The 13,605-nt window shown below is 63.1% G+C and carries 12 protein-coding genes and 1 tRNA gene; 8 read left to right on the forward strand and 5 right to left on the reverse strand.

The window, feature by feature from the left end:
- Window positions 1–349: 349 nt before the first annotated feature.
- Complete coding sequence (locus ACERJA_RS08975) at window positions 350–1,288, forward strand: biotin--[acetyl-CoA-carboxylase] ligase (protein ID WP_373607865.1); 939 nt, start codon at window positions 350–352, stop codon at window positions 1,286–1,288.
- Between the two features lie 113 nt (window positions 1,289–1,401).
- Here the strand turns inward: ACERJA_RS08975 and ACERJA_RS08980 are convergent, their stop codons facing one another.
- Together ACERJA_RS08980 and ACERJA_RS08985 are read right to left on the reverse strand one after the other, a co-directional pair.
- Window positions 1,402–1,875: a universal stress protein gene (locus tag ACERJA_RS08980; protein ID WP_373607866.1), complete on the reverse strand. Its 474-nt coding sequence runs from the start codon at window positions 1,873–1,875 to the stop codon at window positions 1,402–1,404.
- 82 nt (window positions 1,876–1,957) lie between these two features.
- Complete coding sequence (locus ACERJA_RS08985; RefSeq protein WP_373607867.1) at window positions 1,958–2,980, reverse strand: amidohydrolase family protein; 1,023 nt, start codon at window positions 2,978–2,980, stop codon at window positions 1,958–1,960.
- A gap of 275 nt (window positions 2,981–3,255) precedes the next feature.
- Between ACERJA_RS08985 and ACERJA_RS08990 the strand changes: the two genes are divergently transcribed.
- Both ACERJA_RS08990 and ACERJA_RS08995 read left to right on the forward strand, forming a co-directional pair.
- A complete protein-coding gene (locus ACERJA_RS08990; RefSeq protein ID WP_373607868.1) occupies window positions 3,256–3,702 on the forward strand; it encodes an SRPBCC family protein in 447 nt (148 codons plus the stop codon).
- A 178-nt stretch (window positions 3,703–3,880) separates the two neighbouring features.
- Window positions 3,881–4,516, forward strand: a complete 636-nt coding sequence (locus tag ACERJA_RS08995) for a DUF6735 family protein (protein ID WP_373607869.1) — start codon at window positions 3,881–3,883, stop codon at window positions 4,514–4,516.
- On the opposite strand, the gene ACERJA_RS09000 is transcribed toward ACERJA_RS08995, so the two are convergent.
- Window positions 4,513–6,345, reverse strand: coding sequence for a DNA mismatch repair protein (locus tag ACERJA_RS09000; protein ID WP_373607870.1), 1,833 nt, complete (start codon window positions 6,343–6,345; stop codon window positions 4,513–4,515). The two genes, ACERJA_RS08995 and ACERJA_RS09000, sit on opposite strands and share 4 nt — an antisense overlap.
- A gap of 286 nt (window positions 6,346–6,631) precedes the next feature.
- Between ACERJA_RS09000 and purF the strand changes: the two genes are divergently transcribed.
- Complete coding sequence (purF, locus tag ACERJA_RS09005; RefSeq protein WP_373608471.1) at window positions 6,632–8,104, forward strand: amidophosphoribosyltransferase; 1,473 nt, start codon at window positions 6,632–6,634, stop codon at window positions 8,102–8,104.
- Between the two features lie 119 nt (window positions 8,105–8,223).
- On the opposite strand, the gene ACERJA_RS09010 is transcribed toward purF, so the two are convergent.
- The gene (locus ACERJA_RS09010; RefSeq protein WP_373607871.1) at window positions 8,224–8,787 is read right to left on the reverse strand and encodes a DUF420 domain-containing protein; all 564 of its coding nucleotides are present in this window, start codon (window positions 8,785–8,787) and stop codon (window positions 8,224–8,226) included.
- A gap of 375 nt (window positions 8,788–9,162) precedes the next feature.
- A tRNA-Leu gene (locus ACERJA_RS09015) sits at window positions 9,163–9,247 on the reverse strand.
- Between the two features lie 114 nt (window positions 9,248–9,361).
- On the opposite strand from ACERJA_RS09015, the gene ACERJA_RS09020 reads away from it, so the two are divergent.
- The 4 genes from ACERJA_RS09020 (at window position 9,362) to ACERJA_RS09035 (ending at window position 13,586) form a co-directional block, all read left to right on the forward strand.
- Entirely contained in the window at window positions 9,362–9,913 is a 552-nt protein-coding gene (locus tag ACERJA_RS09020) for a multiprotein-bridging factor 1 family protein (protein WP_373607872.1), read from the forward strand.
- A 179-nt stretch (window positions 9,914–10,092) separates the two neighbouring features.
- Window positions 10,093–10,950 carry an alanyl-tRNA editing protein gene (locus tag ACERJA_RS09025; RefSeq protein ID WP_373607873.1) on the forward strand — a complete coding sequence of 286 codons (858 nt, stop codon included), beginning with the start codon at window positions 10,093–10,095 and terminating at the stop codon, window positions 10,948–10,950.
- Between the two features lie 295 nt (window positions 10,951–11,245).
- A complete protein-coding gene (locus ACERJA_RS09030; RefSeq protein WP_373607874.1) occupies window positions 11,246–11,899 on the forward strand; it encodes a bifunctional 4-hydroxy-2-oxoglutarate aldolase/2-dehydro-3-deoxy-phosphogluconate aldolase in 654 nt (217 codons plus the stop codon).
- Between the two features lie 619 nt (window positions 11,900–12,518).
- Complete coding sequence (locus ACERJA_RS09035) at window positions 12,519–13,586, forward strand: glucose 1-dehydrogenase (protein ID WP_373607875.1); 1,068 nt, start codon at window positions 12,519–12,521, stop codon at window positions 13,584–13,586.
- The last annotated feature ends 19 nt before the right edge of the window (window positions 13,587–13,605 follow it).

Here is a 13,605-nt window from a genome sequence, read left to right on the forward strand (position 1 = left end):
CGCCGATCCACGGCTCCTCACCACAGTAGCGACACTCGTAGGTCGTCTCGTACGTCTCACACTGTTCGTGTACGTCTCTGCCGCACGTGTTGCAGTGTATGATCGCGTCGTCCTCGATACGCGCGTTGCAAACCGTACAGGTCGATCCGATCTTCATGGTATTTGTTACTCCCTCACACAGTTGGATGTCCACCAACCACCGACAAAAATCTGTGGAGTAGCCAGCGAACGAACGTGTCCGTGACAGTGACACTCGAGACGACCGTTCCGCCACGCTCTGCGTCACCGTGGTCCGGTCAGCCGGAGACGATCCCGCCGATTGAAGTACGAGCGTGCCCCTCTCGAGGGCATGAACGAGACGCGACGATCGATTCTCAAGGCGCTTGCAGCGGGACCAGTCTCGGGGCCGGAGCTGGCCGACAGGCTGGATATCTCGCGAGCAGCAATCTGGAAACAGATCGACGGGCTTCGCGACGATGGCTTCGAGATCGAGAGTGGGTCTGACGGCTACGAACTGGTCGACGTGACAGCCTACACCGGCTCAACCGTCGAGTACGGACTCGAGGCCCCGTTCTCGGTCGAATACCACGAGTCGATCGGGAGTACGAACGCTCGAGCACGTGAGTTGGCCACCGAAGGGGCGTCGAACGTGGCCGTCCTGGCAGACGAACAGACCGGCGGGCGCGGCCGCCTCGAGCGTGCGTGGTCGGCTCCCTCGGGTGGCGTCTGGGTCAGCGTCGTCACCCGTCCCGAGATCACACCGGCGCAAGCGCCGCTGTATACGCTTGCGGCGTCGGTCGCGATGGCGCGGGCGGTCCGCGAAGCCGGTGTTGACGCCCGAATCAAATGGCCGAACGACGTGGTTATTCCGGTCGGAGAGGACGGCGACTATCAAAAACTCGCGGGGATTCTCACCGAGATGGAGGGCGAAACGGATCGCGTCGAGTGGATCATCGTCGGCATGGGGATCAACGCGAACATCGACGCTGAAAGCCTCCCTGAGGGGGCCACGACGATTCGCGACGAAGCGGGCGACGTCGACCGGCGACTGTTCGTCCAGCGGGTCTTAGAGGAGTTCGACGCCTATCGGAACGACCTCGAGGCAGTCGTGCCAGCCTGGCGTGAGCTTGCGTTGACACTCGGTCAGCGGGTCCGAATCGAACGCGCCGCAGGCGATATCATCGGCGAGGCGGTCGACGTCACGTCCTCGGGCGCGCTCGTGATCGAGACTGAGGAGGGAGAGAAGACGGTCTCGGCGGGTGACTGTGAACATCTGCGTCCCGTGTAGTCGCTGATTAAAGAGATTTTCCCGTGGCAGTCTGACGGGCTGTTGTACCGTTCGACTGGCGCAACCGCACCCCGTCCTGCGGTCGCGCCGGAACTGACGAACAGCAGACCGTCTCATTCGACGGCAGCGTGTTGTTCCGATCGGTCCTCACTGTTCTCCGGATCGACGTGTACTGTCAACACCGGGACGGGGGCCTTCCGAACGACGCGCTCGGTGACGCTGCCGAGTAAGAGCCGATCGATCCCGCCACGGCCGTGTGTCCCCATCACGACGAGATCACACGCCCCCGGCTGTGCCTGCTCGACGATGACGCGGCTCGGCGTTCCATCGACGATTTCCGTTTCGAGTTCGATGTCGTCCGGCGCGAGCTCCTCGACCCGTTGCAGGGCTGCCTCCCCTTCATCTCGAAGCGCACCGCTGATCCCCTCCAGCGCGCTCTCCATGGGCAGGCTCCCGTAGCCAGCGACGTTGACGACATAGAGTGCCCGGATCGTCGCGTCGTGTGCGCGTGCCAGCTCGAACGCGTGCTCGAGAGCCCGCTCGACTTCCGGCGATCCGTCGGTCGGAACGAGGATACAGTCGTACATACGATGTATGCTAGCGTACGTCAGTAAAATATAATAGCGTTGCTGTGAGTGGCGTTGACACTCGGCTATCCTCGCTCCGTCGTCAGCCTCCGAAACAGACGTCAGTGACGTCGCTGACGCCAGCCCGTCGAACCACGGCTCGAACGGGGTCCCGCACGCCTGCGAGATTGCTCGAGTCACCATCGAGCACCAGCAACCGAGCCTCCCGCCCCGGCTCGATGAGTCCGTACTCGAGGTCGGCAATCTCGGCCCCGTTTATGGTGGCCATTCGGAGGATTTCTGCAGCCGACAGCTCGGTGAGTTTGGCGAGGAACTCCATCTCCCGGAACATCGAGGGAGAGTTGAGCATCACGTTGTCCGTCCCGAGTGCGAGCGTCGTTCGCTCGTTTAGTTCCGCGTAGGGCGAGAGACCGACATCCGTAACGAGGTTCGAGCGTGGACAGACGACGATCGGGATCTCGCTGTCGGCAAGCCGGTCGAGATGGACCGGTTCGGGGTGGACCATATGTACCAGAAAGTCCGGCTCGAGATCGAGTGCCGGGTGGATGTCGCTCGCGTCAACCTCGCCGGCGTGGATCCCGAACGGCTTCCCAGCGCGACGGGTTGCCCGCCGTTCTCGGTCGAACGTTCCGTCGTTCGCACCGCTTGCGCCGAACCCATCGCCCGCTTCCATCGCCTCGACGGAGCCGCGGGCGAACGAGTACGCATCGATCTCGAGGCCGGACGCGGCGTCTGCGAGCATCTCGACGCCCTCGACGTCATTCTCGCGGAAATCGAGACAGGCCGCGGTGCCGGCCTGTTGCATGAACTCGAGCGATGTGCGCATCCCCGCGACCAGTTCTTCACGCGAGGCCGCCCGGAGCAGGCGATGTTTCAGTCCATCCGGCGGTGCGACCAATTCCTCGAGCGAGAGGCCGCCACCGGCCTCTTTGGCGATCGAGTCGCCAATATGGGTGTGGGCGTTGACGAAGGCCGGCACGATGATCTCCGAACTGTCGACTGACGTCTCTTCGATCGCTTCGATTCGACCGTCGTCGCCGATGACGACCCGTCCCTCGACGGGCTCGAACTCGCGACCGCGAAGAATCGTCCCCGTTCGTTCCATACGACTGTCTTCGTCGTCGTCGTCTTCAACCGTTCGGCGTCGACCGCACATCGGAGCCGACCATCACGCACAGACAGACAATCCACATCTATGGTGGAAAAATCAGTTGTTGAGTGTCGTGAGAGGCCACGGTTGCGATGACCGACGAAAGCGACGTTCTGGTCGACGAGTTGTCCGCGGAGGCATTGCTCGAGGCTACACGCTGTGCGATCGACCGTGGTCGGAGAGCTGTGACACCGGCACAGGGATGGTGCTCAAGAACGTGTCTTGCTAGCATGAATCAGATCGAGGTGTTCGAAGAGATCGATGCCCCGCCCGAGGTCGTCTGGGATGTCCTCCTCGAGTTCGACAGCTACCCCGAGTGGAACCCCTTCGTCCGCGCGATCGAAGGGGAGCCAACCGAGGGCGAACAGCTCCGGGTTCGGATCGAACCACCCGACTCTCGAGGAATGACGGTCAAACCGGAGGTCGTCGCCGTCGAGGAGCATCGCCGGCTCGTCTGGCTCGGTCGACTCGTCGTTCCGTTCGTCTTTGACGGCTACCACGAGTTTCATCTCGAGCCGATCAACAACGGCGAGCGAACGCGGCTGCTCCATCGCGAAACGGTCCGCGGCGCGCTCGTGCCACTGTTGTTCGATGCGGAGGCGCTCGAAGACGGGTTCGAAGCGATGAACGTCGCCGTAAAAGAACGCGCCGAGGCACGGGTTGAAGCGGCGAGCTAGCGAACCGTCCACCGATTCTCAACTGAAGGACCAGGTCAGTGGGTCGTGTCGTGCCGGTACCTGTCCGTAGGTTCAAGTACGGATGGGCAACCAGCACCAGCGATGGCACGCCAGACCACGACCTGTCGTCGCTCGAGAGACACACACAGCTATCGGGTTCGTTCGAGACGAGAGGCCGATGGGGCATAGAGCACTCGTCGCCTACCGACGGCCGGATCGCCTCTACGATCTGCGATACAGCCATTGGGGCGGCGAAAACGCCGCTTTCGGGAGACAGATCACCCCCGAAACACCGCTCGCATCGGGTTCGGTCACTGCCGACCTGCTCGCGGATTCGGTCGCCCGGGATCGCATCCTGACGGATTTCCTCGACCCCTGTATCCACGAGGCGTTGTATCTCGTCGACCCCGATGCCGACTACGACGTCACCGCCTACCGCGTCTGCTGGCTTGAATGGGGTGATGGCCGCAATGGCGGTCGTGGCGCGATCATCGCCGTCGAGAGCGACGCTGCCGACCGCCGCGTGCGAACGTGGTTCCGTGCGACCAAGACGGCGCTCGGCGATCTCATCGAGATGGGGGCTCTCTCACGGCGTGCGGCACAAGCGTATCTCGAGTCGCGGGTCTGTGCGGACGAGGACGGAACGGTCTACACCTACGTTGGCGACGATCCGGAATCGGACGCCACAGCGTATACGCCGACGCCGGACCGCTGGCTCGAGGACGACTGGTGGCAGGATGTGACCGACGACTGGGAGACGAGCGAGACGGATGACGACTGGGAGACGGGCAACGACACCGACGACCCCCCTTAGTCGCGTTCGCGCCAGCGCGCGTCGGCAAGCGTCTGCTGGACGACGTCGCTCCCGACCGCCTCCGCGAGCGTCTCGAAGCCCGCTTGCTCGCTTCGGTCGTCGGCGTTCGCGATAAGTCTCGAGACGATGAACTCCGGTGTCGACCGCCCGACGGTGTCAAACCGGGGTTGGTAGTCGACCAGTAGCTCCAGTTCGGAGTCCAGCCCCTCCGCGAAGATGCCGTCGACGCGCGCTTCCGACGGCAGCGGCGCGAGGTCGTCGGCCAGATGCGTGACGAACACGCCAAGAGCGTCCTGCTCGACGGCGAGTCGGACGAGTCCGTGCAGCAACTCCGCCGCACTGCCAGGTTCGGTGATCGCTTCGAACTCGTCGACCAGCATCAGGGTGCGCCCGCCGGCCGACAGCGGCGGCACGATCGAGCGCAGTGTCGCCTCGAGGACACCCGCGTTGAAACTCGCGTGTCTGCGGTGGAAGACGAGCGACTCAACGGGTGTCACCTCGGCCCGCTCGGCAGGGACGGGAATCCCCATCATCGCGAGCAAGACGACCTGACACAGCGTTTCGAGCAGCGTCGTCTTCCCACCGCTGTTGGCGCCGGTGAGGACCGAGACGCGTTCCGTGCCGGGAACCGCGTTGACGTCGGCGGGCACGGTTTCGATCCCGTGCGCGCCCAGCGCGTAGGTGATTGGCTGAATCGAGCCGTTAGTGTCCTGAGAGGCGAGCGTGAGGTTGTGTGCATTGACGACGGAGACTGCGCCAGCCTGTTCAGGTGTGCGCTCAGTTGGCTCGCTCGCAGGCCTCGAGACACGATGCGCTTCGTCCTCGACGAACGTCGGCCGCGTACAGTCGTAGGCGAGTGCAAAGCGTGCAAGCGATAGTGAGAGAGCGATGTCGTCGACCGACGTGACAGCTCGGTCGATGGCTGTTCGAGAGGCTTCGAGGGTGTTCTCGAGGTCGCTTGCGACCGTTTGTTCGCGCTCGTCGATCGCAGCAGTGAGATCGGTCCGCAGCGCTCGGAGCGTTGTTCTGATGAAATCCGTTGCGTCGGCCGCGTCGGTCGCCATCGCTTCCCGAACCCGGTCGACCGTGACTGCCGTCTCGGTCAGCAGGTGATCTTCGACGGCCTCGCGGAACTGACCGACGTCACGCACGCCATCCGAGCGGAGTTCCGCGAGCAGGTCGGATGCGTTGGCGTCGATATCCTCGATCGCCCCCAGCGTCTTCCGGAGCCGGTCGAGTTCCGCGTCTGCGCCTTCGTTGACGCGCCCGTCGTCGAGGGCGGCGAGCGCGTCGGCAGCGTCAGTCAGTCGGTCCCGCTCGAGGTCAGCAACCGCCGCGAACGGCCCGGAATCGACGCCGACCTCGAGCAATGCGAGTGCGGCCTCGACAGCGGCGTGGTCGCTGCCATCGCGCTCGTCGTAGCGTTCGTAGGCGGCGAGGACGGTTTCGCGGTCGTCGTCTGCAAGTGCAGCCCAGGCGTCACGAGCTTCGAGGACGTCGTCAAGCCGATCGTCCATCGCCTCGCGGCTCGAAAGTGGCGTGAGCACCCGAATTCGGTCGGCTGAACGTTCCGTAACGGCGTGTTCGACCACGATCTCGAGCAGTTCCTTGTACGCCGCGCGAGCATCACTCGTTGCCAGCGTGTCCATCTCACCGCTGCCCGTCGCCCGCCGAAGGATACGTGTTGCTCGCCCGCGCGCGAGACCGGCATTCGAGAGTGTACGCACATCTCCGTTCTCAATTGCCTCGATCGCCCGCGTTTCGCCCAGTTGTTCGACTAGCGTCGCTCTCGTCTTCGGACCGACTCCCCAGTACTCCTCGAGTCGCATACACAGAGACTCGAGGCAACGGTCTTGAACACGTGGGGATTTGCGTCGCCACCTGGTTTGGTGCTGTCCCGTCGGCGACTTACAAGCCGATCGGTTGAGTCACATGGGGGCCCACCACATGGGAACCGAGTGCCGTCGCCCGAATATCGAAATAGTATGCACGAACATGGATAGTAATGAACTCCGACGGCTAGCTGAAAAGCACAAACACGGGGATTTTTATCGACTGGGAGCCCTACTGACTTCCATGACTGATGGGCGGGGCGAAACTCCCCGGCGAACAGGGATGACCGAAAAGTGTGGCGTCGTCGGCGTCTCACTGGACGGTCGAGACGCGGCACGACCGTTGTACTATGCGCTCTATGCACTCCAGCACCGCGGCCAGGAGTCCGCTGGAATCATCACCCACGACGGGTTCCAGCAACACAGCCATGTTGATATGGGTCTCGTGGGCGACGTCTTCGATGAAAGAGACCTCGACACCCTCAACGGGTGGGCAGGGATCGGCCACGTCCGGTATCCGACGGCTGGCTCCGTCGACTCGTCGTGCGCGCAGCCGTTTTCCGTCTCCTTCAAGAGTGGCTCGCTTGGCCTCAGCCACAACGGCAATCTCGTCAACGCCGACGAGATCCGCGAGGAGCTCGCGGCGGTTGGCCACGCCTTCACCAGCGATGGTGACACCGAGGTCATCGCTCACGACCTCGCGCGCAACTTGCTCGAGGAGGACCTCGTCCGCGCGGTCAAGCGGACGATGGGGCGGATTCACGGCTCGTACGCGCTGACGATCAGCCACGACGACACCGTTCTCGGGGTCCGTGACCCACAGGGGAACCGACCGCTCTGTATCGGGAAACTCGAGGATGGCTATATCCTCGCCTCCGAATCGGCGGCGATCGACACGCTCGATGGCGAACTCGTCCGCGACGTGCGGCCGGGTGAGCTCGTCGTCCTGCAGGAAAACGGCGACGGATTCGACTCGTATCAGCTCGTCGAGAACGACAACACGGCCCACTGCTTTTTCGAACACGTCTACTTCGCCCGGCCAGACAGCGTCATGGACGAGACGCTCGTCTACGAGGCACGCCGGAATCTGGGCCGGAAGCTCTGGGAGGAAAGCGGTGTCGAGACCGACGTCGTGATGCCGGTTCCTGACTCCGGACGGGCGTTCGCATCGGGCTATGCCGACGCGGCCACGGAGACGACGGCCGATGGCGAGCCGCGTGCCGAGGACGACGACGGCGTCGAGTTCGCAGAAGGGCTGATGAAAAACCGCTACGTCGGCCGGACGTTCATCATGCCGACTCAGGACGAACGCGAACGCGCCGTGCGGCTGAAGCTCAACCCGATCAAATCCACCATCGAAGGCAAGACCGTTACCGTCATCGACGACAGCATCGTCCGCGGGACCACCTCGACACAGCTGGTCCAACTGCTCAAAGACTGTGGGGCCAAAGAGGTCCACGTCCGAATCGGTGCGCCGGAGATCGTCGCCCCGTGTTACATGGGGATCGACATGGCGACCCGTGAGGAGCTCATCGCCTCGGACAAGACGACCGAGGAGATTCGTGACGTTATCGCCGCCGACAGTCTCGCGTATCTCTCGACCGACGCCGTCGCCGAGGTCCTCGGCAAAGAGCGTATCGACCTCTGTCTGGGCTGTGTAACTGGAGAGTACCCCTACGATATCGACGGCGAGGAAACCGACCGCGACGTCAGCCGACCGGATCTCGGCGGACAGACGTTGCAGGCCGACGACTGATACGGATTGCTGTAACTGTTTACCGCCGATCGCCGACCCGTTCTGGCGATCGGCGGTAATTGATTACAGTAAACCGTATGAGACACGTTTCGGTATCGATTTTCGGTTTCTCGAGCGAGCTAGTAGCCGACGTGTAACAGCACGTAGACGACGATTCCTAGCGAGAAGGAGATCAGCCATAGGCTCGCCGCGAGCCGGCCGACGCGAGCGTGACTGGTCTGATACAGCTCTTCGGTCGGCCGCGAGGTCGCAAGCAACAGCACGTAGTAAACCAGCGGGACACAGATGACCGCCAGGAAGATGTGAATGGCGAGCACTGGCAGGTAGACGAACTGGTAGACGGTATCGGGGCCGGGGAACGGGTCCGGCCCGCCGGTCGCGATCAGCCGGTAGAGATAGAACGTCAGGAAAGCCACGAACAGTCCGAACGAGGCGACCATCGCGAGACGGTGTCTGTCGACGTTCCCGCGACGGATCGACCGCCAGCCCAGCGTGATCGTCCCGATTGCCGCCACGCTGATCGCGACGTTGAGGTGTGGGATTGCGTCAAGAAACCACTGGGGCGCAGCCGGCACCGTCGAGGCTGGTATTCGGCCCCCTGCCGCCGCAAACACCACCGCGAGCGAGACGATACTCAGGACCGCAGTGAGAGCGTTGACGCGCTCTCGAGGAACGTACTCCATATCTCATCGTTTGACCGAGACAGGAAAGGGGTTGCTGTCTCCTGACGACACTGCCGGCTTGCGGAACTGTCGGCCGTCGCTCGGGGACTGTGGGCCGACTCGAGCGAAAGCGCTGTTGCTGTGTGGTGTCGTTTCTGTAGGAGTTGTGCGCGGGACCGGATTCGAACCTCCGTCGTGTCGCATCGCTCACGGCTACGCCGTTCGCATTCCCGTGGCGCTTCGCGCCACGCGTCGCTCATCGGCGGACCCAGACGGGACAGCGCCCGGTACCGAGCCATCGCTCTTGGGAAGTAGTTTCCTCAGAAGTTATGCGTGGGTGATGTCCGCGAAGGGAAATCACCTGCATCGTTAGTGGCGGGAATCCCGCCCATGCGATGCGTGGGACCGGATTTGAACCGGCGGACCCCTACGGGACAGCGCCCTCAACGCTGCGCCGTTGGCCTGGCTTGGCTACCCACGCTCGCGGTCTTTGTCTTACTGCACTCAATCGTAGCCACGGGTATTACAAAAGCCCTTTCTTTTCACTCCGCCCTGCGCTCGGATGACACGGGACCGATTGGAGCGGAGATTTGAAATGCGACAGTTGCCAAAGGATACCATGGCTAAGTATTCGACGGGTTCGTCCTCCGGCGGCGGCGGGACGAACTGCGAACTCTGCGGTGCCGAGAGTGATTCGCTCCGACTCGCCTCTGTGGCGGGTGCCGAACTCGAGGTCTGTCCGGACTGTGCCCCACACGACGACAACCAGAGTCGCTCGCGCGGGAGCGGCCAGCGCGGGTCACAGGGCGGCCACACTGACTCGAGTGACGGACCGACTCGCAAACAGAAGGCGGCCCAGAACGTCGCCAAGGCAAACCCGGTCTGGGATGGCGACTCCAAACACTGGGAAAAAGAGGGGACGAACTACAACGAGGATCCGCTGCCGTATCTCGTCTCCGGCTACGGCGAGGCGTTGGTCGACGCTCGTCGGGACGCCGGCCTCCAGCGTGAGGAACTCGCCGAGGAACTCGGCGCACGCGAGAAAGACATCCTCGCGGTCGAACAGGGACGAGCGACCCAGGCTGGCGTCGGCGGTGGATTGATCGACGCCCTCGAGGACCGACTGGATGTGACACTCGCGGAGTAACCGTCACTGAGACGGTCTGCGGTCCCTGTTTCCCGATGCTAGCAGGGCCGCGCCGGAACTGCCCGACAACAGTCCGTACGACACGTGCGTCGTCGCCAACAACACGTCGCGACCGACCACGGCGCTGGCTCCCGATCGCAGCGAGCAGACTTTTGTTGGCTGCCGAGAGAGTCCAATCGATGACCGGACAACGGGCGGCACGGGAGCCGTACGCCACGCGATTCGAAACGGAGGTGACGGCTGTCGATGGAGACTGCGTCTGGCTCGAGACGAGCTACTTTTATGGTGCAAGCGGCGGCCAGCCGGCCGACCGCGGGACGATCGGCGGCCTCGAGGTTGTCGACGTTCGGCTGGTCGATGGAGAACAGCGCCACGTCTTAGCCGAGGAGCCGTCGTTCAGACAGGGCCATCGGGCCCTCTGTTCGGTCGAGTGGGCGTTTCGAATGTACTGTATGCGGGCGCATACGGCCGGCCACATTCTCGCCGGTGCCGTCAGGCGAACGCTCGGAGAGGGGACCGTCGCTGGCCTCGAGATCGGTCCGGAGGTGGTCGGACTCGACCTCGAGACAGAGCCAGTCGACGAGGCGACACTGATCGAACTGGACGAACTGGTCAATCGGGTTGTCTGGGAATCTCGGTCGGTGTCCTGGGAAGCGATCCCGGTCTCGAGGGCACGCGACCACGGGCGAATTCGCGTCGACGAACGGGAAGTGGACGCTTTCGCGGGCGATCGTGTACGAGTCGTCACGATCGGTGCGGACGGTACCAACAGCGCCGGCACCACGACATCGAGCGCGCATGGCCAGTGGGACGTGTCGGTCTGCGGTGGCACACACGTTCGGAATACGCGCGAGGTCGGCCCGGTGACGGTGCTCGGTCAATCGAGTCTCGAGGATGGGCTGACTCGAGTCGAACTCGCGGTCGGTCCGAACGCGATCGAGCGGCGAACGGCCGAAAAGCGCGCTGCGTTCGCAACGGCGCGGACGCTTGGTGTCGACCTCAGCGACGTTCCCGACGAACTGGATCGACTCCAGTAGCCACTGGTCGTCACCACGGCAGAGTAACAGTCGAATCGAGTGACGCCGCAACGAAGAGCCGTCGTGCGATTCGATCTGCAGTGACGGTCAGTAGCTACGGTAGCGAGATGCTGGTTGCTCCTCTCGTTCAGTCGGCGACTGGACCGAACAGCGACACTCGTTTTTCAATCGAGAGTAAATTTATTGATCCACGGAGCGAACGGGACCCTATGATGGGACGGCTGTCCACAGACCGGCGATCGAACGGCCAGACGGCGATGGAACCGAACCGACATCTCTCGAGCGGAGGGGACCGATGACCAACGCCCGCAGTATCAGGGATCGGATCGTCGACGGCGGCGTCATTGCCGTCCTCCGTGGTGTCGACGAGGACGATATCGTCCCAGTCGCTCGAGCGATCCACGATGGCGGCGTCGCCGCACTCGAGGTGACGGCCGACGGGAAACGCGCGAGCGAAAAGATCGCAGCGATCGACCGGGAGCTCACCGACACGGACGCGATCGTCGGGGCCGGGACGGTCCTCGATGCTGCAACCGCACAGTCGGTGATCGACGCTGGCGCGACGTTCGTCGTCTCGCCACACACTGACGCCGAGATCATTCGCACCTGCAGCCGACACGGCGTGCTCTGTGCAGCAGGCGTCATGACGCCAACGGAGGCCGTGACCGCGATGGATGCCGGTGCGGACGTGCTCAAACTGTTCCCTGCCTCGTCGATGGGTCCAGGCCACATCGGCGCGCTTCGGGGACCGCTCGGCGATGTCGACGTTATTCCGACGGGTGGGATTTCACGCGAGAACGCCGCAGAGTACCTCGAGGCCGGTGCCGTTGCCGTCGGCGCGGGCGGTGCGATCCTCGACGCCGATGCCATCGCTGCGGGCGATATGGACCGTGTTCGGGAGACGGCCGCTGCGTTCGTCGACGCCGTCGATGACGCCCGACACGACTGATAATTGGCAATTCGAACCGTCATCCTCGTGAATCGGCAGCGTGTCGATCAGCGTTGACTCTCGACGGCGCAGCGTCGATACCCAGCAACCGTTCCCGTACAGCACTACGTTATTGGATGTCAACCGCAGCCGACACGCCAGCGAACGCCGTGCTATGCCCGTGCCGTTCACTGGGTCAGCCGTAAGCATGGGTGATTGGGGCGATACAACCCCATCACAGCCGCGTCCTGACCAATGTTTACTGGCGGTGCGGCACCACTATTCACAAGCCCCTGCTGGGAGTGACACAGCGCAGCAGTGTAGTTGGGTCCCGTCATGGATACTGTCGAGATCGATCACGGGCGCAACGGTCCATCGTCGATGGCTGTCGACGGCCAGAATCTATCAGTGACGATCGCTGCCCCCATTCCAGACACACGAGTGCCGTACCCACCGTACACCCGATAGCACGGGCCTCTTCGATGAGTTCACGAACTGCGTGGCTTCTCACGGCAATACACTCGAGGTCAGTGGTCAATTATGTCACCACAAAGAGAGGTACTGCCGGTAACACAGCCTTGTTCAAATATTTACTACGGATTGGGTAAATCTTTTACCGACTGCCGTCCTTGCTCGAGATATGAACGCGATCGCTGTCGAACCCGGGGCCGGGGAACCCGTCCTCGTCGAGAAACCCCGTCCCGAACCGTCTTCTGGCGAAGCACTCGTCCGCACGCTTTACGTAGGGGTCGATGGGACCGATCACGAAGTCATCGCGGGCCACCACGGACAGCCACCGGACGGCGAGGATCGACTCGTTCTCGGCCACGAAGCCGTCGGCATCGTCGAGGATTCAAACGGTACTGACCTCGAGGAAGGCGAGTTCGTCGTCCCGACGGTTCGGCGTGAACCGAACGGAGCGAACGAGTACTTCGAGCGTGGCGAGCCCGATATGGCTCCCGACGGCCAGTACGCCGAACGCGGTATCGTCGGCGCACACGGGTTCATGGCGGAATACTTTACGAGCCCGGCTGAGTATCTCGTGCCGATTCCCGAACGACTCGCACCGCTTGGGTTCCTCGTCGAGCCGATCAGTATCACCGAAAAAGCCGTCGAACACGCCGTTGCCTCCCGCTCCGCGTTCGAGTGGGAACCCGAGTCGGCGCTCGTCCTCGGGAATGGCTCGCTCGGGCTGATTACGCTCGCGATGTTCGAGACGGTCCTGGACATCGACCGCACCTACTGTCTCGGCCGGCGCGATCGTCCACATCCGACGATCGATCTCATCGAGGACCTCGGCTCGACGTACGTCGACTCCCGCGAAACGCCAGTGCCAGAGATTCCGGCCGTCCACGAATCAGCGGACCTCGTCTACGAGGCAACTGGCTACGCCAAACACGCCTTCGAGACGGTCGACGCGCTCGCACCGAACGGCGTCGGCGTGTTGCTCGGCGTCCCCGAACCCTGGGAGTTCGAGGTCGACGGCGGGCGACTCCACCGCGAACTCGTCCTGCACAACAAAGCATTGCTCGGGACCGTCAACTCCCATCGCGGCCACTTCGAATCCGCAGTCGACACCCTCTCACAGCTCCCCGAATCGTTCACCGACGACCTCGTCACCGGGGTCTACGGCCTCGAGGAGTTCGAGGCTGCGTTCGAAACGGGCGACGACGTTATAAAGACGGCCGTGGAATTCGGCAGCGCATAGAGTCGAAACAATCAGAAAT

It is taken from the genome of Natronorubrum sp. A-ect3, assembly GCF_041821125.1.
In the GTDB taxonomy this organism is placed as follows: Archaea; Halobacteriota; Halobacteria; order Halobacteriales; family Natrialbaceae; genus Natronorubrum; species Natronorubrum bangense.

Coding starts and splice junctions, on each gene's coding strand:
- ACERJA_RS08995 (WP_373607869.1), top strand. CDS start 3,881: ATGGGGCATAGAGCACTCGTCGCCTACCGACGGCCGGATCGCCTCTAC.
- ACERJA_RS08980 (WP_373607866.1), bottom strand. CDS start 1,875: ATGTACGACTGTATCCTCGTTCCGACCGACGGATCGCCGGAAGTCGAG.
- ACERJA_RS08985 (WP_373607867.1), bottom strand. CDS start 2,980: ATGGAACGAACGGGGACGATTCTTCGCGGTCGCGAGTTCGAGCCCGTC.
- ACERJA_RS09000 (WP_373607870.1), bottom strand. CDS start 6,345: ATGCGACTCGAGGAGTACTGGGGAGTCGGTCCGAAGACGAGAGCGACG.
- ACERJA_RS09020 (WP_373607872.1), top strand. CDS start 9,362: ATGCGACAGTTGCCAAAGGATACCATGGCTAAGTATTCGACGGGTTCG.
- ACERJA_RS09025 (WP_373607873.1), top strand. CDS start 10,093: ATGACCGGACAACGGGCGGCACGGGAGCCGTACGCCACGCGATTCGAA.
- ACERJA_RS09035 (WP_373607875.1), top strand. CDS start 12,519: ATGAACGCGATCGCTGTCGAACCCGGGGCCGGGGAACCCGTCCTCGTC.
- purF (WP_373608471.1), top strand. CDS start 6,632: ATGACCGAAAAGTGTGGCGTCGTCGGCGTCTCACTGGACGGTCGAGAC.
- ACERJA_RS08975 (WP_373607865.1), top strand. CDS start 350: ATGAACGAGACGCGACGATCGATTCTCAAGGCGCTTGCAGCGGGACCA.
- ACERJA_RS08990 (WP_373607868.1), top strand. CDS start 3,256: ATGAATCAGATCGAGGTGTTCGAAGAGATCGATGCCCCGCCCGAGGTC.
- ACERJA_RS09010 (WP_373607871.1), bottom strand. CDS start 8,787: ATGGAGTACGTTCCTCGAGAGCGCGTCAACGCTCTCACTGCGGTCCTG.
- ACERJA_RS09030 (WP_373607874.1), top strand. CDS start 11,246: ATGACCAACGCCCGCAGTATCAGGGATCGGATCGTCGACGGCGGCGTC.